Annotated in this window: 21 protein-coding genes and 1 pseudogene; 13 read left to right on the top strand and 9 right to left on the bottom strand. The window is 73.0% G+C overall.

Going from position 1 to position 23,642, the window contains the following annotated elements:
* The 3 genes and pseudogenes from ABZ318_RS08610 to ABZ318_RS08600 form a co-directional block, all read left to right on the top strand.
* Nucleotides 1-103: pseudogene (locus tag ABZ318_RS08610) on the top strand (endonuclease III); the annotation flags it as partial.
* A 111-nt stretch (nucleotides 104-214) separates the two neighbouring features.
* Nucleotides 215-919, top strand: coding sequence for a CoA pyrophosphatase (locus ABZ318_RS08605; RefSeq protein WP_123453139.1), 705 nt, complete (start codon nucleotides 215-217; stop codon nucleotides 917-919).
* 79 nt (nucleotides 920-998) lie between these two features.
* A complete protein-coding gene (locus tag ABZ318_RS08600; RefSeq protein WP_356901732.1) occupies nucleotides 999-2,198 on the top strand; it encodes a MarP family serine protease in 1,200 nt (399 codons plus the stop codon).
* Nucleotides 2,199-2,215: 17 nt separating this feature from the next.
* Here the strand turns inward: ABZ318_RS08600 and ABZ318_RS08595 are convergent, their stop codons facing one another.
* The 6 genes from ABZ318_RS08595 to ABZ318_RS08570 all read right to left on the bottom strand — a co-directional run bounded on the left by ABZ318_RS08595 (nucleotide 2,216) and on the right by ABZ318_RS08570 (nucleotide 10,271).
* Nucleotides 2,216-2,407: a hypothetical protein gene (locus ABZ318_RS08595; RefSeq protein WP_356901731.1), complete on the bottom strand. Its 192-nt coding sequence runs from the start codon at nucleotides 2,405-2,407 to the stop codon at nucleotides 2,216-2,218.
* A 119-nt stretch (nucleotides 2,408-2,526) separates the two neighbouring features.
* The gene (locus ABZ318_RS08590; RefSeq protein WP_356901730.1) at nucleotides 2,527-3,462 is read right to left on the bottom strand and encodes an alpha/beta hydrolase; all 936 of its coding nucleotides are present in this window, start codon (nucleotides 3,460-3,462) and stop codon (nucleotides 2,527-2,529) included.
* Nucleotides 3,459-3,944, bottom strand: coding sequence for a phage holin family protein (locus tag ABZ318_RS08585; RefSeq protein WP_356901729.1), 486 nt, complete (start codon nucleotides 3,942-3,944; stop codon nucleotides 3,459-3,461). Before ABZ318_RS08585 ends, ABZ318_RS08590 begins: the two co-directional genes overlap by 4 nt.
* A 38-nt stretch (nucleotides 3,945-3,982) precedes the next feature.
* Nucleotides 3,983-5,371: a Na+/H+ antiporter NhaA gene (gene nhaA / locus ABZ318_RS08580; protein ID WP_356901728.1), complete on the bottom strand. Its 1,389-nt coding sequence runs from the start codon at nucleotides 5,369-5,371 to the stop codon at nucleotides 3,983-3,985.
* Nucleotides 5,372-5,659: 288 nt separating this feature from the next.
* A complete protein-coding gene (gene acs / locus ABZ318_RS08575; protein WP_356901727.1) occupies nucleotides 5,660-7,615 on the bottom strand; it encodes an acetate--CoA ligase in 1,956 nt (651 codons plus the stop codon).
* A 265-nt stretch (nucleotides 7,616-7,880) separates the two neighbouring features.
* Nucleotides 7,881-10,271 carry a SulP family inorganic anion transporter gene (locus ABZ318_RS08570; RefSeq protein WP_356901726.1) on the bottom strand — a complete coding sequence of 797 codons (2,391 nt, stop codon included), beginning with the start codon at nucleotides 10,269-10,271 and terminating at the stop codon, nucleotides 7,881-7,883.
* 292 nt (nucleotides 10,272-10,563) lie between these two features.
* Here ABZ318_RS08570 and ABZ318_RS08565 point away from each other — a divergent pair, with 292 nt between their 5' ends.
* Nucleotides 10,564-11,865 carry a hypothetical protein gene (locus ABZ318_RS08565; protein ID WP_356901725.1) on the top strand — a complete coding sequence of 434 codons (1,302 nt, stop codon included), beginning with the start codon at nucleotides 10,564-10,566 and terminating at the stop codon, nucleotides 11,863-11,865.
* Nucleotides 11,866-11,955: 90 nt separating this feature from the next.
* Here ABZ318_RS08565 and ABZ318_RS08560 read toward each other — a convergent pair whose 3' ends face one another.
* On the bottom strand, nucleotides 11,956-12,942 hold the full coding sequence (locus tag ABZ318_RS08560) for an ATP-binding protein (RefSeq protein WP_356901724.1): 987 nt from the start codon (nucleotides 12,940-12,942) through the stop codon (nucleotides 11,956-11,958).
* A 102-nt stretch (nucleotides 12,943-13,044) separates the two neighbouring features.
* Between ABZ318_RS08560 and ABZ318_RS08555 the strand changes: the two genes are divergently transcribed.
* The gene (locus tag ABZ318_RS08555) at nucleotides 13,045-13,887 is read left to right on the top strand and encodes an oxidoreductase (protein WP_356901723.1); all 843 of its coding nucleotides are present in this window, start codon (nucleotides 13,045-13,047) and stop codon (nucleotides 13,885-13,887) included.
* A 397-nt stretch (nucleotides 13,888-14,284) separates the two neighbouring features.
* Here the strand turns inward: ABZ318_RS08555 and ABZ318_RS08550 are convergent, their stop codons facing one another.
* On the bottom strand, nucleotides 14,285-15,151 hold the full coding sequence (locus tag ABZ318_RS08550) for an HAD-IB family hydrolase (RefSeq protein WP_356901722.1): 867 nt from the start codon (nucleotides 15,149-15,151) through the stop codon (nucleotides 14,285-14,287).
* 477 nt (nucleotides 15,152-15,628) lie between these two features.
* Here ABZ318_RS08550 and ssd point away from each other — a divergent pair, with 477 nt between their 5' ends.
* From ssd to ABZ318_RS08515, 7 genes are all read left to right on the top strand, one after another.
* Nucleotides 15,629-16,729 (top strand): septum site-determining protein Ssd, encoded by a 1,101-nt coding sequence (gene ssd / locus ABZ318_RS08545; protein WP_356901721.1) that lies wholly within the window; start codon nucleotides 15,629-15,631, stop codon nucleotides 16,727-16,729.
* Nucleotides 16,726-17,925, top strand: a complete 1,200-nt coding sequence (locus tag ABZ318_RS08540; protein WP_356901720.1) for a TadA family conjugal transfer-associated ATPase — start codon at nucleotides 16,726-16,728, stop codon at nucleotides 17,923-17,925. Before ssd ends, ABZ318_RS08540 begins: the two co-directional genes overlap by 4 nt.
* An 8-nt stretch (nucleotides 17,926-17,933) precedes the next feature.
* On the top strand, nucleotides 17,934-18,800 hold the full coding sequence (locus ABZ318_RS08535) for a type II secretion system F family protein (RefSeq protein ID WP_356901735.1): 867 nt from the start codon (nucleotides 17,934-17,936) through the stop codon (nucleotides 18,798-18,800).
* Entirely contained in the window at nucleotides 18,800-19,588 is a 789-nt protein-coding gene (locus ABZ318_RS08530; RefSeq protein WP_356901734.1) for a type II secretion system F family protein, read from the top strand. The genes ABZ318_RS08535 and ABZ318_RS08530 overlap by 1 nt, the downstream gene beginning before the upstream one ends.
* A 125-nt stretch (nucleotides 19,589-19,713) precedes the next feature.
* On the top strand, nucleotides 19,714-19,920 hold the full coding sequence (locus ABZ318_RS08525; protein ID WP_356901733.1) for a DUF4244 domain-containing protein: 207 nt from the start codon (nucleotides 19,714-19,716) through the stop codon (nucleotides 19,918-19,920).
* Nucleotides 19,907-20,263, top strand: a complete 357-nt coding sequence (locus tag ABZ318_RS08520) for a TadE family type IV pilus minor pilin (protein WP_356901719.1) — start codon at nucleotides 19,907-19,909, stop codon at nucleotides 20,261-20,263. The genes ABZ318_RS08525 and ABZ318_RS08520 overlap by 14 nt, the downstream gene beginning before the upstream one ends.
* Nucleotides 20,152-20,781: an Rv3654c family TadE-like protein gene (locus ABZ318_RS08515; RefSeq protein ID WP_356901718.1), complete on the top strand. Its 630-nt coding sequence runs from the start codon at nucleotides 20,152-20,154 to the stop codon at nucleotides 20,779-20,781. The genes ABZ318_RS08520 and ABZ318_RS08515 overlap by 112 nt, the downstream gene beginning before the upstream one ends.
* Here ABZ318_RS08515 and ABZ318_RS08510 read toward each other — a convergent pair.
* A complete protein-coding gene (locus ABZ318_RS08510; protein WP_356901717.1) occupies nucleotides 20,735-23,200 on the bottom strand; it encodes a DEAD/DEAH box helicase in 2,466 nt (821 codons plus the stop codon). The genes ABZ318_RS08515 and ABZ318_RS08510 overlap by 47 nt on opposite strands.
* Nucleotides 23,201-23,280: 80 nt before the next feature.
* Between ABZ318_RS08510 and ABZ318_RS08505 the strand changes: the two genes are divergently transcribed.
* Nucleotides 23,281-23,634 carry an STAS domain-containing protein gene (locus tag ABZ318_RS08505; RefSeq protein WP_015034520.1) on the top strand — a complete coding sequence of 118 codons (354 nt, stop codon included), beginning with the start codon at nucleotides 23,281-23,283 and terminating at the stop codon, nucleotides 23,632-23,634.
* Nucleotides 23,635-23,642 lie beyond the last annotated feature (8 nt).

Below are 23,642 nucleotides of genomic sequence, written 5' to 3'. Positions count from 1 at the left end.
GAAGCTGCTCAAGTACGAGATGGGCGGCTTCCCCGGCCAGCGGCTGAACCCGCCGCCCGACTACCCCGGCATCCCGGCGCCCCCGCTCGGCGGTGGAGCCTGAACCCGCCCCCGGGAGCCCCGGGCGCGTTCCCCCCGCCCCGGGAGACCGGGACGAGGGGAACGCCGGGAACGAACCCGTCCATCGATCGCGTTGTGAACCACGGGGGTGCCTATGACGCGCACTGACGAAGAGATCCACGGACCCGGCACGGCCGGGCTGCTCAGCCGGGACGGCCTGCCCGACTGGCTCGAACCGGTCGACCGGGCCGCCCGCACCGTCCGGCCCGAGCAGCTGAGCCGCTTCCTGCCGCCCGAAAGCGGCGCCGGCCGCCAGTCCGCCGTCCTCGTCCTCTTCGGCGAGGGCGAGCGCGGACCCGAGCTGCTGCTCATGGAGCGCTCCGGCAGCCTCCGCTCGCACGCCGGACAGCCCTCCTTCCCCGGCGGCGCCCTCGACCCCGAGGACGGCGACCCGGCGGACGGCGGCCTGCTGCGCGCCGCCCTGCGCGAGGCCCAGGAGGAGACCGGCCTCGACCCGGCGGGCGTCCAGCTCTTCGGCGTCCTGCCCCGGCTCTACATCCCGGTCAGCGGCTTCGTCGTCACCCCCGTCCTCGGCTGGTGGCGCGACCCCAGCCCGGTCGGCGTCGTGGACCCCGGGGAGACCGCCCGCGTCTTCACCGTCCCCGTGGCGGATCTCACGGACCCCGCGAACCGCGCGACCACCGTGCACCCGAGCGGCCACAAGGGCCCCGGGTTCCTCGTGGCATCCGCTCTGGTCTGGGGTTTCACGGCCGGCGTCATCGACCGGCTGCTGCACTACGCCGGCTGGGAGCGCCCCTGGGACCGGTCCAGGCAGGTCCCGCTCGACTGGCGCTCATGACAGGCTGACCTCCGGGCGGACCGGCCTCAGGGCCGACCGACCCCGGGCGACCGGAAACGAATCTGCGAGGCTATTGACGGTGAACGTGCTGGACATCTTGTTGCTGCTCGCCGCCGTGTGGTTCGCGATCATCGGTTACCGCCAGGGATTCGTCGTCGGCATCCTCTCGGTCATCGGCTTCCTCGGCGGCGGTCTCGTCGCCGTCCTGCTGCTCCCGATCCTCTGGGACCAGCTGACCGACCACAGCGAGGTCTCGACGACGGCCACCGTCGTCTTCGTGATGGTGGTCATCGTCTGCGCCTCCGTCGGCCAGGCCTTCACCACCCACCTCGGCAACAAGCTGCGCCGCCACATCACCTGGTCACCGGCCCGCGCCCTGGACGCCACCGGCGGCGCCCTGGTCAACGTCGTCGCGATGCTGCTCGTGGCCTGGCTGATCGGCTCCGCCCTCGCCCGCACCTCGCTGCCCACCCTGGGCAAGGAGGTGCGGAACTCCAAGGTGCTGCTCGGCGTGGAGCAGGTGATGCCGGATCAGGCCTCGGGCTGGTTCGACGACTTCAGCTCCACCCTGGCCCGCAGCGGCTTCCCCCAGGTCTTCAGCCCCTTCGCGAACGAGCCGATCACCCCGGTCACCCCGCCCGACCCGGCGCTCGCCCACAGCCCCGTCGCCGCCCGCGCGCAGCGCTCCATCGTGAAGGTCGTCGGCACCGCGCAGAGCTGCGGCAAGGTCCTGGAGGGCACCGGCTTCGTCTTCGCCGACCGCCGCATCATGACCAACGCCCACGTCGTCGGAGGCGTCGACGAGCCGACCGTCCAGATAGGCGGCGAGGGCAAGCTCTACGACGCCAAGGTCGTGCTCTACGACTGGCAGCGCGACATCGCCGTCCTGGACGTGCCGGGCCTCAGGGCCACGCCGCTGGCCTTCACCGACGAGGACGCCCGCAGCGGCGACGACGCGATCGTCGCCGGCTTCCCGGAGAACGGCTCGTACGACGTGCGGTCGGCCCGTGTGCGGGGCCGCATCAGCGCCAAGGGCCCCGACATCTACCACCGCGACGAGGTGCGCCGGGACGTGTACTCGCTGTACGCGACGGTCCGCCAGGGCAACTCCGGCGGTCCGCTCCTCACCGAGGACGGCGAGGTGTACGGCGTGATCTTCGCCCGCTCGCTCGACGACGCGAACACGGGATACGCCCTGACGGTCGACGAGATCCGCGAGGACATCGAGCGGGGCCGGACCGCCGACCAACAGGTCGACACCCAGGCCTGCGCCCTCTGAGACGGGCCCGAAGGGGCCTACGGGGTGTTTCTGGGATGCCGCAGCCGGGCCGAGACCCAGCGGGCCCGGCGGCGCAGCATGCGCGAGATCCCCACCCCTGGTACCGCGTAGCCCGCGTCCGCCGGGCCACCCCTCTCCCGGGAGCCCGGCCCCGTGGCCGAGCGGCGGTCGCGTGCTGTCGTGTCACCGTAGTCGTGCGTCCAGCCCATACTTCGACGTCTGCCCGGGGGCCAAGGTCGGTAACCGCCTCGGGGCCCGCCAATTGGAGTATGCGCGAGGCACATGGCCGTTCGAGGGACGCCTGTACGCAGACCGGGGTGACGGGTGCTCAGCGGTCGGGCTCGGGGTCCTTCAGCCAGTTGACGAGCTCCGTGGTGAAGGCCACCGGGTCCTCCTCGTGCGGGAAGTGCCCGAGGCCGTCGAAGAGCCGCCAGCGGTACGGCGCCTCCACGTACTCCCCGGACCCCGCCGCGCTGCGGGTCCGCATCACCGGGTCCAGGGAGCCGTGCAGATGGAGCGTCGGCACCCGGACCGGCCGCTTCATGCGCCGGTTGAACTGGATGCCGTCCGGGCGGGCCAGCGACCGCACCATCCACCGGTACGGCTCGATCGAGCAGTGCGCCGTCGACGGGACGCACATCGCCCGCCGGTACGCCTCGACGGCCTCCTCGTCGACCGGCTTCGGGCCCGACCAGTCCCGGATCAACTCGCCCACGAGCGCGCCGTCGTCCGCGACGAGCTGACGCTCCGGCAGCCACGGCCGCTGGAAACCCCAGATGTGCGAACCGGCCCGCGACTGGGCGAAGTCGGAGAGCATCGCCGAGCGCCAGCGGCGCGGGTGCGGCATCGAGGAGACCGCGAGTCGGCGCACCAGCTTCGGCCGCATGACGGCGGCCGTCCAGGCGAGGTAGCCGCCCAGGTCGTGCCCGACGAGCGCCGCGTCCGGCTCGCCCAGGGAGCGGACGACGCCGGTGATGTCGAGGGCCAGGTTGGCGGGGTCGTAACCCCGTGGTGTGCGGTCGCTGCCGCCCACCCCGCGCAGGTCCATCGCGACCGCCCGGAACCCGGCCTCGGCGAGGGCGGGCAGCTGGTGGCGCCAGGTCCACCAGAACTGCGGGAAGCCGTGCAGGAGCAGCACCAGCGGGCCGTCGCCCATCTCGGCGATGTGGAAGCGGGCGCCGTTGGCGGCGACGTCGCGGTGCGTCCACGGCCCGTCGAGCCGTACGGGCCCGCCGTTGCCGCCGGTGCTCTCGGGAAGGGTCATACGGACGAGCGTGCCACAACGGAGGCCTTGTCCAGTGCCGGGCGCGGCTCCGGACGGGGGTGCGGCTTCGCGTTCTGCATGATCGCCGCCGTCTGCTTGGCGGAGGCGATGGACTTCTCCGGCGGCTTGACCTTCTTGAACTTGGCGACGGCGATCGCTCCGAGGAGGCCCGCGACCAGCACGTTGAAGGCGAAGGACAGCAGGAAGCACCAGACGAGGTTCCAGCCCCCGTGGCCGTTGTGCCCGCCGGTCCAGGCGTTGATGGCGTACGCGAGCGCGAAGCTCAGCATCGGCAGCGAGAAGAGCAGCACCACGGCGGCCGCGATGCCCGCCGCGCTGCCGATCGCGCCACGCTTGACGTCCTGTCGGATCTCGGCCTTGGCCAGGGCGATCTCGTCGTGCACCAGCGCGGACATCTCGGCGGTCGCCGAGGCGACCAGCTGACCGAGGCTGCGCTCGGTGCCGTCGAACGGGTCGCTCATCGCTGCTCCCTCTCCTTGTGTCTACGGTCCGACTCAGATCATGCCGGACGGTCGGCTCCGTCGCGCGATGCCCCCGCCAGTTGGGCGCGCTCCCGGTGTTCCGCCGCCTTCCGCTCGTAGATCTCGGCCATCCTCAGGTGGTACTCGGGGTTGTCCTGCTCGTAGATGTCGGGGATGCCGTCCCCGTCGTCGTCGCGCTCCTCGGCGGAGACGAGGGCCTGGTACTTCCGGACCCGCAGCTTCAGCAGGACGGAGGCGAGGGCGGCCGCGACGAGCGAGCCGATCAGGACGGCGGCCTTCACCTCGTCGGTGAGGGAGGCGTCCCCGGCGAAGGCGAGTTCGCCGATGAGGAGCGAGACGGTGAAACCGATCCCGGCGAGGGAGGCGACGGCGAACACGTCGGGCCAGGCCAGGTCCGGGTTGAGCTCCGCCCGGGTGAAGCGGGCGGCGAGCCAGGTGCCGCCGAAGATGCCGATCGCCTTGCCGACGACGAGGCCGAGGACCACGCCGAGGGTGACCGGCTGGGTGAAGACGTGGTGGATCGCGCCGCCGGAGACGCTCACCCCGGCGGAGAAGAGCGCGAAGAGGGGCACGGCGAGCCCGGCCGAGAGCGGCCGGACCAGGTGCTCGATGTGCTCGCCGGGGGAGTGCTCCTCGCCCTCCCGGGTGGTGCAGCGGAGCATCAGGCCCATGGCGACGCCGGCGATCGTGGCGTGGACGCCGCTGTTGTACATCAGGCCCCAGACGACCAGGGCCAGCGGCACGTACACGTACCAGCCGCGGACGCCCTTGCGGAGCAGCAGCCAGAAGACGACGAGTCCGGCGGCGGCGCCGCCGAGCGCGGCGAAGTTCAGGTCGCTGGTGAAGAAGACCGCGATGATCAGGATCGCGAACAGGTCGTCGACGACGGCGAGGGTGAGCAGGAAGGCGCGCAGCGCGGACGGCAGCGAGGTGCCGATCAAGGCGAGGACGGCGAGCGCGAAGGCGATGTCGGTGGCGGTGGGCACGGCCCAGCCGTCCAGGGAGCCGTCGCCGAGGGTGTTGACCAGGGTGTAGACGAGGGCGGGGGCCGCCATGCCGCAGAGCGCGGCGACGACGGGGAGTATCGCGGCCTTGGGGTCGCGCAGCTCGCCCGCGACGAGCTCGCGCTTGAGCTCGATGCCCGCGACGAAGAAGAAGACCGCGAGGAGGCCGTCGGCGGCCCAGTGCTGGATCGACAGGTCGAGGCCGAGGGCGGCGGGTCCCATGTGGAAGTCCCGTACGGACTCGTAACCGCCGCCGAGCGTGTTCGCCCAGACGAGGGCGGCGACGGCGGCGAGGAGCAGCAGGACGCCGCCGACGGTCTCGGTGCGCAGGGCGTCGGCGATGTACCGCCGCTCGGGCAGCGAGAGACGGCCGAGGAACTTGCGGTCGTTGGGCACGGACACGTGGGGGACCTCCGTCGGGCAGGCAGGGCGAAGCACATGCCGACCAGACTTCCCGGCTCACCTGAGTCTTTCTGTCGCGTTCCTGACGCGATCCTTACTTTACCTAACGAGCCCTGGATGTGTCCGGCGAGATTCACTTTAGGGAGATATGAAGCTTTCGTCCCGTCGGTGCGGGGTGCGGGGTGCGGGGTGCGGGGTGCGGGGTACGGGGCGCAGGGGTGCAGGGGTACGGGATGCGCGAACGCCCGCCCCGAGAGGCTCGGGGCGGGCGTCCTTCAGGGCGTGAGCTCAGTCCTCGCTGGACGTCGCCGGCAGCTGGCTCTGGATGAGCGACATGACGGAGGAGTCCGTCAGGGTGGTGACGTCACCCAGCTCGCGGTTCTCCGCGACGTCGCGCAGCAGACGGCGCATGATCTTGCCCGAGCGGGTCTTCGGCAGCTCCGCCACCGGCAGGATCCGCTTCGGCTTGGCGATCGGGCCGAGGGTCGCGCCCACGTGGTTGCGCAGTTCGGCGACCAGGTTCTCGTCCTGGCTCGCCGTGCCGCGCAGGATGACGAAGGCGACGATCGCCTGACCGGTCGTCTCGTCCGCGGCGCCGACGACGGCCGCCTCGGCGACGGACGGGTGCGAGACGAGGGCCGACTCGACCTCGGTCGTCGAGATGTTGTGGCCCGAGACGAGCATGACGTCGTCGACCCGGCCGAGCAGCCAGATGTCGCCGTCCTCGTCCTTCTTGGCGCCGTCGCCGGCGAAGTACTTGCCCTCGAAGCGGGACCAGTACGTGTCGATGTAGCGCTGGTCGTCGCCCCAGATGGTGCGGAGCATCGACGGCCACGGCTCGGTGAGGACCAGGTAGCCGCCGCCGCCGTTCGGGACCTCGTTCGCCTCGTCGTCCACGACGGTGGCGGAGATGCCCGGCAGCGGGCGCTGGGCGGAGCCCGGCTTGGTCTCGGTGACGCCCGGCAGCGGCGAGATCATCATCGCGCCGGTCTCGGTCTGCCACCAGGTGTCCACGATCGGGGTCCTGTTCGCGCCGATGTGCTCGCGGTACCAGACCCAGGCCTCGGGGTTGATCGGCTCGCCGACGGAGCCGAGCACGCGGAGGCTGGAGAGGTCGAACTTCGCGGGGATGTCGTCTCCCCACTTCATGAACGTGCGGATCGCGGTGGGCGCCGTGTAGAGGATCGTGACGCCGTACTTCTGCACGATCTCCCAGAACCGTCCCTGGTGCGGGGTGTCCGGGGTGCCCTCGTACATGACCTGCGTCGCGCCGTTGGCCAGCGGGCCGTAGACGATGTACGAGTGCCCGGTGACCCAGCCGATGTCGGCGGTGCACCAGTAGACGTCGCTCTCCGGCTTGAGGTCGAAGACGGCGTGGTGGGTGTAGGCGGCCTGGGTGAGGTAGCCGCCGGAGGTGTGCAGGATGCCCTTCGGCTTCCCCGTGGTGCCGGAGGTGTAGAGGATGAAGAGCGGGTGCTCCGCCGGGAAGGCCTCCGGGGTGTGCTCGGCGGACTGGCGGGCGACGATGTCGTCCCACCAGACGTCCCGGCCCTCGGTGAAGGCGGTGTCCTGGCCCGTACGGCGGACCACGAGGACGTGCTCGACCTGCGGGCACTTGGCGACGGCCTCGTCAATGGCCGGCTTGAGGGCGCTCGGCTTGCCGCGGCGGTAGCCGCCGTCGGCGGTGACGACGAGCTTGGCGTCGGCGTCCTGGATGCGGGAGGCGACGGCGTCGGCCGAGAAGCCGCCGAAGACCACCGAGTGGGCGGCGCCGACGCGGGCGCAGGCCAGCATCGTGATGGCCGCCTCGGGGATCATCGGCAGGTAGACGGCGACCCGGTCGCCCTTGCGGACGCCCAGCTCGATCAGGGCGTTGGCGGCCTTGGAGACCTCGTCCTTGAGCTCGGCGTAGGTGATCGCGCGACTGTCGCCGGGCTCGCCCTCGAAGTGGATGGCGACCCGGTCGCCGTGGCCGGCCTCGACGTGCCGGTCGACGCAGTTGTACGCCACGTTCAGCTCGCCGTCCGCGAACCACTTGGCGAACGGCGGGTTCGACCAGTCGAGGGTCTCGGTCGGCTCGGTGGCCCAGCTGAGCCGCCTGGCCTGCTCGGCCCAGAAGCCCAGCCTGTCCGCCTTGGCCTGCTCGTACGCCTCCGCCGTCACATTGGCGTCCGCGGCCAGCTCGGTGGGCGGCGCGAACCGCCGCTCTTCCTTGAGCAGGTTGGCCAAGGATTCGTTGCTCACGACATCTCCCTTTCCCAGGGCGTCCTCTGTGCGTATGTGTCCCGTGTCATACCTCACCAGTCAGATGCCCGGGTGACAAGAGCATCCAGGAAATTGGTTTAGACCTGTGAGCGGCATGACGCGCGGTGGCCCCTTCTTCCCGAGCGGTGGGAGAAGGGGCCACACAGTCTCACGGCCGGGGGGACCGGAAGGTTCAGGACGCGCGCCACCGGTGTCGTGGTCACCGGGGTCGGGCCGCGCGCCACCGGTGACGTGGCCGCCGGGTTCAGGACGCGCGCGCCACCTCCAGATGGTCCGTCGGCACGTCCCCGGTCGCCGCTTCGAGGGAATCCGTCGGCATCACCCGCGTGAAGACGTCGTCGTAGCCGTGCACCTCGTCCGTCCCGGAGAGCAGGTACGCCTGCGCCTCGCCCACGTGGAAGTACACGCCGTGCAGCGTGAGCGTGCCCTCGGCCAGCCGGCGCGCGACCGGCTCGTACGCCCGCAGGTGCTCCAGCTGCTGGACCACGTTGGTCAGGCAGAGCTGCTCGACCGCGTCGGCCGGAAGGCGCCCGGAGATCCGGGCCCAGGCGTGCCGCCGGCTCGCCATCCGCTCCAGGCTGGGCAGGCCGTGGCGCAGCCAGCGGCGGAGCGGGGTCGGCGGGTCGTCCGGGCTGCCGCCCAGCAGGGCCTGCATCGCGCCGCAGCCGGAGTGGCCGCAGACGGTGATCGACTCCACCCGCAGCACCTCCACCGCGTACTCGATCGCCGCCGCCACCGAGTCGTCCCCGCTCTCCTCGCCGGGGAGCGGGACGAGATTGCCGACGTTGCGCACGGTGAAGAGGTCGCCCGGGCCGCTGGAGGTGATCATGCTGGTGACGAGACGGGAGTCGGAGCAGGTCAGGAAGAGCTGCGAGGGCCGCTGTCCCTCCCGGGCGAGCCGCGCGAGCTCGTCCCGCACCAGCGGGGCGGTGTTCCGCTGGAACTTGCCGATGCCGCTCGCGAGGTGCAGCCCCGTCGCCTGTCTGGTCTCGGTCGGCTCGGTGGTCTCGGTCGGCTTCTCCCCGCACTGGTGGTTGTGCCAGGGCGTCCAGGGGCGGCAGCAGGGGTGCGAGGCGGAGTCGGTGACGGGCGCGTGCTCGGCGATCCGGACGCCGGACGGCCCGGTGGTCTCGACCGTCCCCCCGTGGGCGAGGTGCCCGGCGGTCCAGTCGCTCAGCGCCTCGTAGGCGGCGTGGTCCATGAAGGACCCGTCGAGCTCGACCACCACGTCGGAACCCCGAGGCAGTTGGTGCAGCGCCCGGCTGAGCCTGGGCACGGCGAGGAAGGTCAGCTGGCCCCGGACGTGCAGCAGGTGGCGTCCGTCCCGCTCCTCCCGGGTGATCCGGGTGCGGGCGAGCCGGTGCAGGGCGACCGCGATGGCCACGGCGATGCCGAGGGCGACGCCCTCCAGGATGCCGACGAGGACGACGCCGGTCAGCGTCACCGCGTAGACGACGACCTCACGGTGCCGGGTGACCGTGCGGATGTGGGTGATGCTCACCATCTGGATGCCGACCACCATGACGAGGGCGGCGAGCGCGGGCAGCGGGATCAGATCGAGCACCGGCACGAGCAGCAGGGCGGCGAGCACGATCCACAGGCCGTGCAGCATGGTCGAGGCGCGACTCACCGCGCCCGCCGAGACGTTGGCGACGCTGCGGACCGCGACCCCGGCGACCGGGAGGCCGCCGAGCGCCCCGGAGACCATGTTGGCCGCGCCCTGTCCGGCGAGCTCGCGGTCGAGACGGGAGCGGGGGACGCCCTGGCCGCGGTCCCCCCGGGCGGCGACCAGCTTGTCGACCGCGACGGCCGACAGCAGCGACTGCACGCTGGTGACGAGCGTGATGGTGAGCACGCCCGCCGCGATGCCGAGGACCGGGCCCTCGGGCAGGCCGGGCAGGGCGTGGCTGCTCCAGGACGGCAGGTCCACGCGCGGCACGGCGAGCCCGGCGAAGGCGGCCATGGCCGTCGCCCCGGCCACCGCGACGAGCGCGGCGGGGACCTTCCGTACGAGCCGCCCCGCACGGCCCGGCAGACGCGGCCAGCACAGCAGCACGGCCACGGTGAGGGCGCTGATGGCGAGCGCCTCCGGGTGGGCGCGCGCCAACTGGGCGGGCAGTCCGAGGACGTTGTCCACGGCGGAGCTCTGCGGGGTGCCGCCGAGCACGATGTGGAGCTGTGCGAGGGCGATGGTGACGCCGATGCCTGCCAGCATGCCGTGCACGATCGCGGGCGAGACGGCGAGCGCCGAGCGGGCCACGCGCAGGGCCGACAGGGCGAGTTGGGCGAGGCCGGCGAGGACGGTGATGGCGCAGGTGGTGCGCCAGCCGTACTTCTGGATGAGTTCGGCGGTCACGACGGTGAGTCCGGCGGCGGGGCCGCTCACCTGGAGCGGGGCGCCGCCGAACCGGCCGGCGACGAGGCCGCCGACGGCGGCGGCCACCAGGCCGGCCTGGAGCGGGGCTCCGGTGGCGAGTGCGATGCCGAGCGAGAGCGGCAGCGCGATCAGGAAGACGGCGACGGACGCGGAGACGTCGGCGCCGGCGAGGCGGAAGCGGCGGGGCCCGTCCGGCGGGCTGTGAGGCCGCTGGATCCGGGGCCGGTTGGTCGTGCGGGCAGGGGTGCAGAGAGTCATGTTCCCGTCTCCTCCGGGGCAGCGCGGTCGCGGCTCGTGCGGGGTGCAGCGGCGGGATTCGCGAGACCCTCCGGGTGATCTGTGTGTTCGAGTGGAGGATCAACGCTCAGTAAATGGATCGTAATGGAGAGTAAAGACTGCGGCATTATTTTCGGGGCAAACAGGGCAATGATTCACCTGTTCCGGTGACAGAGCGTGTGTATGCCGCTTGTCGTTGACGACCCCCGGTCCTCGTGGTGCGACGTTTACGCCGCTTGTACGGAAATCCGAGGATCTGAGGAGAGGTGCGCGGATGTCAGCCGCCCGCAGAACGACCACTGTCCGGAGGAAGGCGCTCGCCGTCGGCGCCCTCACCCTCGCCCTCGCCACCGGCCTCGCCGGCTGCTCGGGCTCCGACGACACCGCCACGAAGGGCACCTCGGGCGACGCGGGCGCCAAGAAGGGCCCGGCCGCGGCCCCGCAGACCGTGCCCCGGCTGATCGGCGACGGTTCGACCGCCTTCACCGGCGCCCAGCCCCACCAGCCGGTCTGGCAGAAGCTCAAGCCCGGCGAGACCCCGCCGCAGTTCGTGGTCTTCTCCTGGGACGGCGCCGGCGAGGACAGCCAGAAGCTGTTCTCCCACTTCCGCGCGGTCGGCAAGAAGTACGACGCCACCATGACGTACTTCCTCAGCGGCGTGTACCTGCTGCCGGAGGAGAAGCGGGAGCTCTACGACCCGCCGCAGCACAGCCCCGGCCGCTCCGACATCGGCTTCAACGACGTCGAGGGCATCCGCGCCACCGTCCGTGAACTGCGCGGCGCCTGGCAGGAGGGCAACGAGATCGGCACCCACTTCAACGGCCACTTCTGCGGGAAGGAGAGCGGCGTCGGCAACTGGTCGGTCGAGGACTGGAAGAGCGAGATCAACCAGGCCAAGTCCTTCGTCAAGCACTGGAAGACCAACGCCGGCCTGCGTGCCGAGCAGCCGCTGCCCTTCGACTACGACAAGGAGCTCGTCGGCGCCCGCACCCCCTGCCTGGAGGGCCGGAAGAACTTCGTCCGGGCGGCGGCGCAGATGGGCTTCCGCTACGACACCAGCGGCGTCAACGACCAGATCTGGCCCAAGAAGGACCTGGGCCTGTGGGACCTGTCGATGCAGCTCGTGCCCGTCCCGGGCCGCGCCTTCCAGACGCTCTCCATGGACTACAACTTCCTGGTGAACCAGTCGGGCACGACCCAGGGCGACCCCTCCCGGCACCGCTACTGGGGCGACCAGATGCGCGACGGCCTGGTGCAGGCCTTCGAGCGCTCCTACCGGGGCAACCGCGCGCCGCTGATCATCGGCAACCACTTCGAGTCCTGGAACGGCGGCACGTACATGCGGGCCGTCGAGGAGACCATCGCCACCGTCTGCGTGCAGAAGGACGTCAAGTGCGTGTCCTTCCGCCAGCTCGCCGACTGGCTCGACGCCCAGGATCCCGACGTCATCGCCAAGATGCGCACCCTGAAGGTCGGCGAGGCGCCGGCGGGCGGCTGGAAGGCCTTCCTCGCCCCCCAGCCGGCCGTCCCGGCCGGCGCCCCGGCCAAGGGCGCCAAGCAGACCGAACGGCGCTGAGCCCGGCCGTCGGCGTCAGGCGGACCGACCGGCGCTGAGCCCGGCCGTCGGCGCCAGGCGGACCGAACGGCGCCACCCGGCCCTCGGGGGTCAAGCGGGCTGAACGGCACTGAGCCCTTCGTCCAGCACGAAGCCGGGGTCGACCTGCGACGCCAGGTCGGCCCCGGTCTTGGCGTTGCCCCAGCTCTCCGCGTTGCGCAGATGGAAGTGGACCATCTGGCGCGTGTAGCGCTCCCAGTCGCGGTGGGCGTACGAGTCGTCCGCCGCCTCCTGGAGGGCCTGGAGCGCCATGCGGTTCTCCACCTCCAGGAGCTCGAAGCGGGGCGGACGGCCCTTCTCCATCGCGCGGACCCAGTCCGAGTGCCCCACCGTCACCAGCAGGTCCTCGCCGACCTCCTCGCGCAGGAAGTCGAGGTCGTCCTGGCCCTGCACCTTGTTGCCGACGACCTTGAGCGCCACGCCGAAGTCCCGCGCGTACTCCTTGTACTGGCGGTAGACCGAGACGCCCTTGCGGGTCGGCTCGGCGACCAGGAAGGTCATGTCGAAGCGGGTGAAGAGACCCGACGCGAAGGAGTCCGAACCCGCCGTCATGTCGACGACCACGTACTCGTCGGCCCCGTCGACCAGATGGTTGAGGCAGAGCTCCACCGCGCCGACCTTGGAGTGGTAGCAGGAGACCCCGAGGTCCGACTCGGTGAAGGGCCCGGTCGCCATCAGCCGGATCTCGCCGTCGTCGAGCGGGACCGGACGCGCGCACGCCTCGTACACCGGGTTGTCCTCGCGGACCCGCAGCAGCCGCGAACCCTCCCCGGGCGGCGTCGTCTTGATCATCGTGTCGGCGGACACGATCCGCGGGTTGCTGCCCCGCAGGTACTCCTTGATGAGCGGCAGGTGCGCGCCCATCGCGGGCAGCGCGGCGGCCTCCGCCTCGGACAGGCCGAGCGCGGCGCCCAGGTGCTGGTTGATGTCGGCGTCGACGGCGACGACCGGCGCTTCGTTGGCGGCGAGGTGGCGGATGAAGAGCGAGGACAGCGTGGTCTTGCCGCTGCCGCCCTTCCCCACGAAAGCGATCTTCATGTTCACCTAGCGTAGCGGCACGATCGCACTTCGTGGTCAAGCTGCGTGAAGAAGACCACTCCATCGTGGGGCGGGGCCCCGAGGCGCGTAGCCTCCCTACTTATGAGTACGCACGCCTCTGACCCCTTGGCCGCCCTCGGCTCCCTGCCGGGCGTCGCCGAAGCGGTGGACTCCGTACGCAAGGCCGTCGACCGGGTCTACGGCCACCGCGTGATGCGCCGCCGCAGCAACGAGATCTCCTCCGAGGCGGCCCTGCGCGGCGCACGCGGCTCAGCCGCCCTGTCCGGCGCCGACTGGGCCCTGGAAGAGGTCCGCCGGCGCACCGACTTCAGCGCCGACGCCGAGGCCCGCGCCGTCGGTGCCGCCCTGCGCCTCGGCGCCGAGGCCGGGCAGCTGCTCTCCATCTGGCGCCAGTCGCCCCTGCGCGTGCTCGCCCGGCTGCACCTGGTCGCCGCCGGCGACGCCGGCCTTCCGGCCGGTGCCGGTGTCGGCGACTCCGTGGGCCGGCCCCGGCTGGACGGCGAAACGGTCGACGAACCCCTGATCGACCTCCCGCTGCCGACGCCCGCCGAGGTCGCGGGGCGGCTCGACGGCCTCGCCGAACTGATCGTCGCGGGCAGCGAGGCCCCGGCCCTCGTCACGGCCTCCGTGGTGCACGGCGAACTGCTCGCGCTGCGCCCCTTCACCTCGTACAACGGCCTCGTCGCCCGGGCGGCCGAGCGGATCGCGCTGGTCGGCAGCGGCCTCGACCCCAAGGCCATCTGCCCGGCCGAGGTCGGCCACGCGGAACAGGGCCGGGCCGCCTACCTCGCTGCCTTCGAGGGGTACCTGTCGGGCACCCCGGAGGGCGTGGGCGCCTGGATCGCGCACTGCGGGCGCTCGGTCGAGCTGGGAGTCCGGGAGTCGACGGCCGTCTGCGAGGCCCTCCAGCGCGGCGCCGCCTGAGCCAGGCCCTCGCGCGCCGTCCGGGTCTTTGCGGGGCGGCCAGGTCCTCGTGGGGCGGCCAGGTCCTCGTGGGGAGGTCGGGCCCTCGTGGGCCGGACCGGTCCGGAAATGGGTTGCGGCGGCACCAGTCCTGGTACCGCCGCTGGCACGTCCACCCAGTTACCAAGCGTCCTCGATATGTGCCCATCAGGCCGGGAACTTTGCCCGTGGCCTGGTGCGGCTGGCCCGTAATCGACGGGTCGACGTCGCGTGGGTGCCCGGTTTCAGTGCTAGGTCCGTGGGGCCTTCATGCTCAACAGGTGATCCTCTCGGATGTCCTCGGTCTCGCGGGCCTGATTCCTTTCTACTCCTGTCCGGGTGGAAGCGAAAGTGGTGGCTCCACTTCTCTGCCAATTGCTCAAATTCGGGCAAAGTCATCGGCGAGGCGGTGGGTGAGAGCCGCCTGCCGACGCCGCGCCGCGTACCAGACGAGCCCGGCCCCGACAGCCGCCGCTCCGACCGCCGCCGCGGCGACGAGCGTGGGGCGGGGCGGCATCCGGAATTCGGGCAGCCGCTGCTTGAGCCGCACCGGCTTGTCGAAGGCCAGAACCGGCCACTCCCGCGCCACGGCCTCGCGGCGCAGCGTCCGGTCGGGATTGACCGCGTACGGGTGGCCGACGGCCTCCAGCATGGGGATGTCGGTCGCCGAATCGCTGTACGCGTAGCAGCGCGAGAGGTCGTAGCCCTCCGACTCCGCGAGCTCCCGCACAGCCTCCGCCTTCGTCGGCCCGTAGGCGTAGTACTCCACCTCCCCGGTGAAGCACCCGTCCTCGCCGACCACCATCCGGGTGGCGACGACCCGGTCGGCGCCGAGCATCTCGCCGATCGGCTCGACCACCTCGGCCCCTGAGGTCGAGACGATCACGACGTCGCGGCCGGCGGCGTGGTGGCCCTCGATGAGGGAGGCCGCCTCGTCGTAGATGATCGGATCGATCAGATCGTGAAGGGTCTCGGCGACGAGCTCCTTCACCTGGGCGACGTTCCAGCCTTTGCAGAGCGCGGAAAGATATTCACGCATCCGCTCCATCTGGTCGTGATCGGCTCCGCCCACCAGGAAGACGAACTGGATGTAGGCCGTCCGCAGGGCGGCGCGGCGGCTGATCAGTCCGCCTCTGTAGAAGGACTTGCTGAAGGTCAACGTCGAAGACTTCGCAATGACCGTCTTGTCCAGGTCGAAGAAGGCGGCTGTGCGCGGCAAGGAGTGGTTTTCCACAAGCCCGAGCATAGGTGCCCGCCATTCGGCGTACGCTGGGGCGCGTGGGTTTGCCTGAGAAGGCTCTCGGGTACACCATGGAAGTCACGGATCGTTCGCGACCGTGCTAACCCGGTCCGGCTCCTCCCCCCCCGAGTCGGCCGGAGAGACGACCCCCGCTCTCCCCCCCGGCGGGGGTCGTCGCATGTCCGGAGCCGTTTCGGCCCTGCGTGCCATCGCCTGCTCCCTTCCTTCCGCTCATCGGTCACGAGTCGACCGAGGCCCCGCCCAGCTCTCGGTACATCACTCACAGTAATCGAGAGGCTGCGTTCCGGACAGCCCCCGAAGGGGTGGCGGAGTTATTCACAGCCCCTCGCTTATCCCCAGTTTTTCGGCAAGATCGGCACGATTTCCAGGACGGCCCCACGGTGATTCCTGTCGCGAAGTTCGCGACCGGCAGGAATCACGAGAGGGGTGTGCGCCGTGGAGACATCCAGGACTTCCGGGGCCATGGGGACGGCACACGGAGCGGGGCCGGACGGAGCGGGGCCGGACGGGCCGCGCCGGGCCGGCCCGCTGATCGTCACCGAGGACCTCGAACTGCTCGACGACCTCCTGCGGCTGTGCGCCGCCGCCGGAGTCGAGCCCCAGGTGGACCACCGGGTGCCGGACCGGCGCGCGAGCTGGACCGATCCGCCGCTCGTCCTGGTCGGCGACGACGTCGCCGCCCGCTGTCGGGGAGCGGTGCGCCGGCCCGGGACCCTCCTCGTCGGCCGTGACCGGGACGATCCGGGGCTGTGGCGGCTGGCGGTCGAGATCGGCGCGGAGAGCGTCCTGAGCCTCCCGGGAGCCGAGAGCCTCCTCGTCGACCGCCTCGCCGACGCGGCCGAGGGAGCGGACAGGGCGGCGCTGACGGTCGGCGTCGTCGGCGGCCGAGGCGGCGCGGGTGCCTCCACCCTGGCCTGCGGTCTCGCGCTTGCCGCCGCGCGGGCCGGGCACCGCACGCTGCTCGTCGACGGGGACCCGCTGGGCGGAGGGCTCGACGTGTTGCTCGGCGGCGAGCGCGAGGAGGGTCGGCGATGGCCCGACTTCGCCGCCTCGAAGGGCCGTCTGGCCGGCGGCGCCCTGGAGGAGTCCCTGCCGTCGGTGCGCGGCGTCCGGGTGCTCAGCTGGGGCAGGGACGCGGTGGCGCCGGTGCCGCCCGAGGCCGTGCGGTCCGTGCTCGCCGCCGCGCGCCGCCGGGGCGGGGCCGTCGTGGTCGACCTGCCGCGCGGGGCAGGCCCGTCGGTCACCGAGGCCCTGGCCCAGCTCGATCTCGGACTGCTCGTCGTACCGGGAGAGTTGAGGTCCGTCGCGGCCGCCCACCGGATGGTCTCGACGATCGGCCCGGTCGTGCGCGACCTGCGCGCCGTGGTGCGCGGTCCGTACGCGGCGGGACTCGACGAGCGGTGGGTCGCCGACGCGCTGCGGCTGCCGCTCGCCGGTGAACTCCCTTACGACCCGGGGATCGTGGCCGACCAGGACGCGGGAGTGCCGCCGGGCGCCGAACCCCGGGGGCCCCTCGGCCGGTTCTGCGCCGCCTTCTGGGAGCGCGTCGGCGGTGAGGCATGACCGGGGCAGGGCTCGCGGCCTGGGACGTGGGCGGTGCCGCGGTCGGCGGGACGGGGCTCCTCGACGCCGTGCGGCAGCGGCTCGCGGCGAGCGGGGCCGAGCCCACCCCGGCGCGCGTGGCAGCGGCTCTGCGGGCCCAGGGAAGGCTGCTCGGCGACGCGGAAGTGCTCGGCGCGGCAGAGGAGTTGAGGTGTGAGCTGATCGGCACCGGACCGCTGGAGCCGCTGCTCGCCGATCCGGCGGTTACCGACGTCCTCGTCTCCGCACCCGACCAGGTGTGGGTGGATCGGGGCACCGGTCTCGAGCGGGCCCCGGTGGGCTTCCCCGACGCCGCCGCGGTCCGTCGCCTCGCGCAGCGGCTCGCGGCGGTGGCCGGGCGCCGTCTCGACGACGCCCGGCCCTGGGTCGACGCCAGGCTCCCCGACGGCACCCGGATGCACGCGGTCCTGCCGCCGGTCGCGGTCGGTTCGACCTGCCTGTCGCTGCGGGTGGTCCGCCCGCGCGCCTTCTCCCTGGAGGAGCTGGTCGCGGCGGGCACCGTGCCACCGGACGGCGCCCCGATCCTGCGGGCCCTCATCGACGCCAGGGTGTCGTACCTCGTCAGCGGCGGCACCGGGACGGGCAAGACCACGCTCCTCGCGTCGCTCCTGGGGCTCGTGGGGGAGCGGGAGCGGATCGTGCTCGCCGAGGACTCGGCGGAGCTGCGGCCGGACCACCCGCACGTGGTGCGCCTGGAGGCGCGGCCGGCGAACCAGGAGGGCGCCGGGCTCGTGACCCTGCGGGACCTGGTCCGCCAGGCGCTGCGGATGCGCCCCGACCGGCTGGTGGTCGGCGAGGTCAGAGGCGGCGAGGCGGTGGACCTGCTCGCCGCTCTCAACACGGGCCATGAGGGCGGTTGTGGAACGGTCCACGCGAACACGGCCGGGGACGTCCCGGCGCGGCTGGAAGCCCTGGGGACGGCGGCCGGACTCGACCGGGCCGCCCTGCACAGCCAGCTGGGCGCGGGCCTGTCGGTCGTGCTGCACGTCGTGCGGGACCGGGACGGGCGGCGGCGGATCGCCGAGGCGCACGTCCTGGAGCGGGACCGGGACGGCCTGGTCCGGACGGTACCGGCGCTGCGGTGGGGCGCGACCGGGTTCGAGCGGGAGCGGGGCTGGGAGCGGCTGAGGTCGCTGATCGGAGGGGGATCGCGGTGACGGGCGAGATGCTGCCGGTACGGGGCGCGGCACATGGAGCGGCGGCGCTCTGCGCGGTGCTCGCCCTGTGGTGGACGGTCGAGCGGCGGCGCGGTGCGGGCCGGGCACGGGCGGTGCTCGCGGACGGGGGCACCGGCGGGCACGGCGGCTGGGAGTGGCCGGCGGTGGCCGCGCGGTGGTGGGCCGCGCTGCGGGGACGGCGCGCGTGGCTGTGCCTGCCGGTGGCGGGAGTTCTCGCCCTCCTCGGCGAGTCACCGCTGCCGCTGCTGGCGGGGGCGCTCGCGGTGCCCCTGGTGGGGCGGCGGCTGCGGGCCGCGGGACGCAGGAAGGAGCGCGAGGCGCGGGCCGAGCGGGTGGTGGCCCTGTGCAGGGCGGTCGTGGGTGAGTTGAGGGCCGGATGGCAGCCCGCGCAGGCGCTGTCCTTCGCGGCCAGGGAGACGGGCGCGCTCGGTGCCGCGGAGGCGTCGGTGCTGGCGGCGGCCCGGTTCGGCGGGGACGTGCCGGAGGCGCTGCGGCGGGCGGCCCGGCAGGACGGTGCCGACGGGCTCGCGGGCATGGCGGCCTGCTGGCAGGTGGCCGTGGACGGGGGCGCGGGCCTGGCCGCCGGGCTCGACCGGTTGGAGGCCGCCCTGCGGGGCCACCGTGAGCAGCGCGACCGTCTGCGGGCCGAACTGGCCGGTGCCTGGGCCACGGTGACGGTCCTCGCCCTGCTCCCGGCGGCCGGGCTCGCCCTCGGTGCCGCCCTGGGCGCCGATCCGCTGTGGGTGCTGCTGCACACACCGGCCGGTCTGGGCTGCCTGGCCGTGGGCGGGGCGCTGGAGGCGGCCGGACTGTGGTGGGCCGCACGGATCGTACGGGGAGGGGAGCGGGTGTGATCGGGGAAGCGGTTCACCACGTCCCGGACGGCGTTCGAGCGGCGGGCCTTCCGCTCCTGGCAGCGGTCCTGTGCGCGCAGGGTGTCATCGAGGTGCTGTGCGGTCTGCGGGCGCGCCGGACGCGGCGGCGGGCGGGGACTCTCCTCGCGAGCCAGGGACCGCGCCCCCGGAAGGTCCGGAGCGGGCTGCCGCCGCGGGTGCGGCTCTGGCTGGCGCCCCTCGTGGGTGTCGGCGTCGGCTGGGTGCTGTTCGGCGGGGCCGGCGGCCTGTGCGCAGGGGCCCTGGTGGCCGCCGGAGCGAGGTGGAGGGCGGCGCGGCGGTCCTCGCCGCCGTCGGCCGACGAGGGGGAGGCGGTGCGTCATCTTCCGCTCGCCGCAGATCTGTTGGCGGCCTGCGCCGCCTCCGGAGCCGGGCCCGGCGAGGCGGCGGAGGCGGTGGGCCGGTCGTTGGGCGGCCCGCTCGGCGAGCGTCTGACCCGCACGGCAGCCGAGCTGCGGCTCGGCGGCGAACCGGCCGAGGTGTGGGGGAGGTTCGGCGCGATACCGGGTGCCGAAGGGCTGGCCCGCTGCATGGAGCGGGCCGGTTCCTCCGGAGCGCCGGCGGCGGAGGCCGTCGCCCGGCACGCGGCCGCCCTGCGCGCCACCCGCGCCCGCGCGGCGGCAGCCGGGGCACGGAGGGCACAGGTGCTGATCAGCGCGCCCGTGGGGCTCTGCTTCCTGCCCGCCTTCCTGGCGGTGGGCGTGGCTCCGGTGGTGATCGGCCTCGCGACGGGGCTGCTGGACGGATGACCGACACGACACGACGAGACACGAAACGGCGAGAGATGACACGGCGAGAGATGACGAGGAACGACGACATGGCGGATCACGGCGAGGCACGGCAGGGCGAGACGGGGCGGGACGAGGAGGTCGGCATGACGCTCATGGTGCGGCTGCGTGGCTGGTGGCGGGCGCGGCGGGCGGCGGCGCGCCGCGACGAGGGGATGACCACGTCCGAGTACGCGGTGGGGACGATCGCCGCGGCGGCGTTCGCCGCCGTGCTCTACAAGATCGTGACCAGTGGGGCGGTCTCGGGAGCGCTGGAATCGGTGATCGGGAAGGCCCTCGATGCGCCGTTCTGACCGGGGGTTCGTGACCGTGGAGGCGGCGATGGTCCTGCCCGTCCTTGCGCTGTTCACGGTGACGCTGCTCTGGGGGCTGGCCGCGGCCGCCGCACAGATCCGGTGCGTGGACGCAGCGAGGGCGGGGGCGAGGGCGGCGGCCCGTTCGGAGCCGGTGGCCTCCGCCGAGGCGGCGGCGCGGGCCGCCGCGCCCGAGGGCGCCCGGGTGTCGGTGGCGAGGGAGGGTGAGCTGTGGCGGGTGACGGTGGAGGCGGCGGCCCCGGGCCCCCGGGGCATGGGAGTCACCCTGAGGGCCGACGCGGCGGCCCTCGCGGAGGACACGATGGGCGGAGGATCCCCGTGACGGCCACCGAGCACCGCGGCACCCCCGTCCGTGCCCGACCGGGGCACGGGGACACGAGCCGGGGAGAGGCCCGGCGGCCGGCCGGGCGGCGGTCGGACCGGCGCCCGGGCCTGCTGGGGAGGCCGGACCGGCGCCTGGGCCTGCTGGGGAGACCGGGCCGGCGTGCGGGGTTGGTGGGGGATCGTGGGGCGGCGACCGTGTGGGCTGCGTTCGCGGCGTGTGCCTTGTGCGTGGTGTTCGGGGTGGTGCTCGCGCTCGGGCAGGCGGTGGCGGCCAGGCACCGGGCCGGTGGGGCCGCCGACCTGGCCGCCCTCGCCGCCGCCGACCGGGCCCTGTGGGGCGAGGCCGAGGCGTGCGCCACCGCCTCGCGGGTGGCCGTCGCGCAGGGTGCCGAGCTGGCGCGGTGCGCGGTGCGGGACGGGGTCGCGGACGTGACCGCGCGGGTCGTGCGCGGCCCGTACCGGCCGGAGGTCAGGTCGCGGGCGGGTCCTCCGGGGCCTCCCGCAGGAGTTCCGTGAGGAGGCGGACCGCGCCGCGCTTGTGGAGCGGATCGTTGCCGTTGCCGCACTTCGGGGACTGGATGCAGGAGGGGCAGCCCGCCTCGCACTCGCAGGAGGCGATGGCCTCCCGGGTGGCCGTCAGCCAGGCGCGGGCGGTGTGGAAGGCGCGCTCGGCGAAGCCCGCGCCGCCCGGGTGCCCGTCGTACACGAAGACGGTGGGCAGCAGGGTGTCGGGATGGAGCGGTACGGAGACGCCGCCGATGTCCCAGCGGTCGCAGGTGGCGAAGAGCGGCAGCATGCCGATGGAGGCGTGCTCGGCGGCGTGCAGGGCGCCACCGAGGATCTCCGGGTTGATCCGGGCGGCGTCGAGCTGGTCCTCGGTGACCGTCCACCACACGGCCCGGGTGCGCAGGGTGCGGGGCGGCAGGTCGAGTTTGGTCTCGCCGAGCACCTCGCCGGTGATCAGGCGGCGGCGGAGGAAGGAGACGACCTGGTTGGTGACCTCGACGGAGCCGTAGCAGAGGCGGCCGGCTCCCCAGGGGATCTCGGTGTCGGTTTCGAGGACGGTGATGGAGGTGGTGTCGCGGGCGGTGGTGGAGTACGGGGGGACGGCCTCCTCGACGAGGGCCACGGAGTCCTTGAGGTCGAGCTCCCGCACCAGATAGGTGCGGCCCTGGTGGAGGTGGACGGCGCCCTCGTGGACGGCGGTGTGGGAGGCGGCCTCGTCGACGGTGCCGAGGAGGCGGCCGGTGCCGGCCTCGACGATCCGGACGGGGCTGCTGCCGCCGCCCCGGATGTCGGTGAGATCGGCGGCCCGCTCGCGACGGGTCCAGTACCAGCCGGTGGAGCGGCGGCGCAGCAGCCCGGCCCCTTCCAGCTGGGGCAGCAGGCCGGGCACGGCCGGGCCGAAGAGGGCCAGGTCCGGCTCGGTCAGCGGGAGCTCCGCGGCGGCGGCGCACAGATGGGGGGCGAGGACGTAGGGGTTGTCGGGATCCAGGACGGTCGTCTCGACCGGCTGATCGAAGATCGCTTCCGGGTGGTGGACGAGGAAGGTGTCCAGCGGATCGTCCCGGGCGACCATGATCGCGAGGGCGCCCTCGCCGGAGCGGCCGGCGCGGCCCGCCTGCTGCCACAGGGAGGCCCGGGTGCCCGGGTAGCCGGCGATCAGGACGGCGTCCAGGCCGGAGACGTCCACGCCCAGCTCCAGGGCGGTCGTGGCGGCCAGGCCGAGGAGCTCGCCGGAGTGCAGGGCCCGCTCCAGGGCGCGGCGCTCCTCGGGCAGGTAGCCGCCCCGGTAGGCGGCGACGCGGCGGGCGAGCGCGCGATCGGTCTCGGCCAGCCGTTCCTGGGCGATCACCGAGATCAGCTCGGCGCCGCGCCGGGAGCGGACGAAGGCGACCGAGCGGACGCCCTGCCTGGTCAGGTCGGTCAGCAGGTCCGCGGTCTCGGCGGTGGCGGTGCGGCGCACGGGCGCGCCGCGCTCGCCCTGCAGCTCGGTCAGCGGCGGCTCCCAGAGGGCGAAGACCAGCTCGCCGCGCGGGGAGGCGTCGTCGGAGACCTCGGTGACCGGCAGGCCGGTGAGGCGGCCGGCGGCCCGGGCCGGTTCGGCGGAGGTGGCCGAGGCGAGGAGGAAGACCGGTTCGGAGCCGTACCGGGCACAGACGCGGCGCAGGCGGCGCAGCACCTGGGCGACGTGGGAGCCGAAGACCCCCCGGTAGGTGTGGCACTCGTCGATCACGACATAGCGCAGGGAGCGCAGGAAGGAGGACCACCTGGGGTGGGAGGGGAGGATGCCCCGATGCAGCATGTCGGGGTTGGTCAGCACGTAGTTCGCGTACTGCCGGACCCACTCGCGTTCCTCGAACGGCGTATCGCCGTCGTAGACGGCGGGGCGGATCCGGTTGCCGAGCGGGGCGGCCAGTTCCCGTACGGCGCGCCGCTGGTCGGCCGCGAGGGCCTTGGTGGGGGCGAGGTAGAGGGCGGTGGTGCCTCGGCCGTTCGGGGCCTCCGCGCCGTCCAGGAGGGTGCTGAGGACGGGGGCGAGGTAGGCGAGCGACTTGCCCGAGGCGGTGCCCGTGGCGATCACCACGGACTCGCCGTCCAGGGCGTGCTCCGCGGCCTCCGCCTGGTGGGCCCAGGGGTGCTCGATCCCGGCCTCCTGGATCGCCGCGATCACCTCCGGGCGGATGCGGTGCGGCCAGACGGCATGACGGCCCTCCCGGGCGGGCATGTGCTCCGTATGAGTGATGCGCGCGGCCCGGCTCTCGCCCGAGGAGAGCCGGTCAAGGACCATGCCGGGAGAGGGGCGGCTGCCCGTTTCCCCGGCCGGACGACGGGGGCGGTGATTCTTGGCCATCGGCACCGAGTGTGTCACTGCCATGACGGACAATGCTTCCAAGGCGTCGTGCATGGCTGCTGGTAAGTGATTGAATGCCATCGCGGCTGGCGTTCCGTTCCTCGGCTCCGCCCCGGAGACACGAGGGAACGATCGCCCGATAGCAAGGTGCTGGAGGATCCGTGGACCTGTCCCTGTCGACTCGCAATGTGTCCGGCGCTGGTGGTGACCGTACGGTCGTCGAGGTCGGTGGCGAGATTGATGTGTATACCGCGCCCAAGCTGCGCGAGCAGTTGGTCGAGTTGGTGAACGACGGCAGTTACCACCTGGTCGTCGACATGGAGGGCGTGGACTTCCTCGACTCCACCGGCCTCGGTGTGCTCGTCGGCGGCCTGAAGCGCGTTCGCGCGCACGAGGGCTCGCTGCGTCTGGTCTGCAACCAGGAGCGCATTCTGAAGATTTTCCGGATCACGGGCCTCACCAAGGTGTTCCCGATCCACACCTCGGTCGACGAGGCCGTCAACGCCGTCGACTGAGCCCAGGG

It is taken from the genome of Streptomyces sp. NPDC006197 (genome assembly GCF_040613865.1).
Classification (GTDB): Bacteria; Actinomycetota; Actinomycetes; order Streptomycetales; family Streptomycetaceae; genus Streptomyces.
The sequence above is the reverse complement of the archived record's forward strand: the minus strand, read 5'-3'. Positions and strand labels throughout refer to the sequence as shown.